At 66.9% G+C, this 1967-nt stretch carries 1 protein-coding gene and 1 pseudogene; one reads left to right on the top strand and one right to left on the bottom strand.

The features are described from left to right. Positions 1-452: 452 nt before the first annotated feature. Positions 453-1034: a septal ring lytic transglycosylase RlpA family protein gene (locus H8A95_RS42785; protein ID WP_229188418.1), complete on the bottom strand. Its 582-nt coding sequence runs from the start codon at positions 1032-1034 to the stop codon at positions 453-455. A 377-nt stretch (positions 1035-1411) separates the two neighbouring features. Between H8A95_RS42785 and H8A95_RS42780 the strand changes: the two are divergent. After that, positions 1412-1967, top strand: a pseudogene (locus H8A95_RS42780) (hypothetical protein); the annotation flags it as partial.

The following is a 1967-nucleotide window of genomic DNA, read 5'->3' as shown; positions in this document are numbered from 1 at the left end:
CGACAGCCCATCCGCGAACGCGGTCTCAGCCTGCGCCGTCGTCATTGCGCCGAAGCGTCCCTCCGGCGCCAGCACGACGGCCGCGCCGCCGAGGAACAGCTGCAGCGCCCTGCGCCGAGACGGCCGACTCGATGCGAAGCCGTCAGTTTCTTGATTGTTGTTGTTTGGCATGGGCCGACCTCCGGAAGCAGAACGGAGGTTATGGCTCCGGCCCCTCGTGTCAACGCACGCGCGCGCATGCCTGAAAGAAAAAACCCGCCTCGGTGGGACTCCAAGGCGGGGAAGGTTCATTGGGTAGAAATCCACGCGCCTGGAAAACGAGAGCGCGGGAAGTAGCGGCATCAATTCTATTCGGACCGCTGGCTCGGACAACGGGATTAAAGCGCGCACAACACCGGGACTTTTTCCCGATCCGGCCGGCAAAAATCCCGACCTCGCTCGAGCGACGCGGCTCACTGCACGACGTCGAGCCTGACATTCGCGACGCCCTTGCCGATCATGCCGAGCGACTGCGCGGCAGAATACGAGACGTCGACGATGCGTCCGGGAACGTACGGTCCGCGGTCATTGACGCGCACCGTGACCGAACGGCCGCTCTTGACGTCGGTGACGCGCAGCCTGGTGCCGAACGGCAATGTCGGATGCGCGGCAGTGAGTTCGCGCCCGTCGAACTTCTCGCCGCTCGCGGTCTGCTGTTGGTCGCTATAGAAGCTCGCGACCCCCTGCGATGCAATCTTGGTGTCTCCGCTTTTGCGCGAGGCGTACGGCGTGTGCCTGTGCGCTGTGGCGACACGTGTGCGCGTGGCCGATGACGCTGCGCGTGTCGGCTCTGCCGATGCAGGCCGGCTCGCGAGCGCCTGGGAGCGCTGGCTGACAACGGAGGACTGCGCGCAGGCCGCGAGCGATGCTGCTCCGATCATGATGGCGAACAGCCGGAGCGGCTTGCGCGCCTGAACAAACAGGACCGCGGGCGCAGCACCGCGCGCACTGCGTTCGACGTCGACGTACGAAATGACTGCATCGTCGCGTGACATGTTGCATCCCCAACTCGCGCCCCAGCCCAAGCCGAAAATCCAATGCCCAATGAGCCGAATCCAATCAGGGCGGAACGGTGGCGGAGCGCGGTCAGACGCGCCTCACGCAGCGCGATTTCCCCTCGGGTGTGGTGGATACGCCACACAACCCAGGCGCTTCGCCTGGGAATACAGTCCGGTGCCGTCCGCGTGTGGACATGGATGCCGGAGCCTCGGCCGCCGGTTTCGGTTCCCGAAACTCCCCAACCTCTCCACCCTCTCGCCTTGCTTTGGTCAAACCGGACTGGAGTCGTGGGGCCCGGGCTAGGGGTCGAAGCAGAGCGAGGATTCGCCGGCCGCCATTTGCGGTTGACCTTGGACTGAAACGGGGACCGCCAATGCAATCGACACTTAAAGACGCTGATCCGCACGATATTTTCGCGATCGAACCGAGCTTCGCTGCAACCCGCAACGACAACGCCGCCGCCACGCCGGTGGCTGCCGGCAAGGGAGCGCCTGGGCAGCGCGAGCCCTGGTTCGGCCCGAGCCTCGCACCCTCCGCCGCGCCACCGGTCGCGTCCGCCGCTGCGGTCACCTCGGTGCCGCCGGTCACGCCGATACAGCCGGCGACGCCGGTGCCACCGGCCGCGCTGGAGTACAGCACCGCAAGCCATGACGGCAGACTGGACGACATCAGACTGGAGCGCGGGCCGCGCCCGACCAACAAATGGGCGATCCGCGCCTTCTGGTTCGTGTTCGCGATCGCCGGCGCCATGGGCACCGCGGCGTGGCAGCACTACGGACATCGCGTCAAGCAGGTGGTGGCGGAGTACGTGCCCCAGGTTGAGGCTCTGACGTCGCTGCTGCCAGGCAAGACGACTGCCGCTCCCGACCCGGCGGGCCCACCTGTCGCGCAGACGGCGGCCGCCGATCAGCCGGCGGAAGCCGCGCCGG

The organism is Bradyrhizobium oropedii (assembly GCF_020889685.1).
Lineage (GTDB): Bacteria > Pseudomonadota > Alphaproteobacteria > Rhizobiales > Xanthobacteraceae > Bradyrhizobium > Bradyrhizobium oropedii.
This window is presented reverse-complemented; position numbering and strand designations above follow the sequence as displayed.

What these genes read in the sequence shown, in the direction of transcription:
- H8A95_RS42785 (WP_229188418.1), bottom strand. Translation starts at nt 1,034, where the DNA reads ATGTCACGCGACGATGCAGTCATTTCGTACGTCGACGTCGAACGCAGT.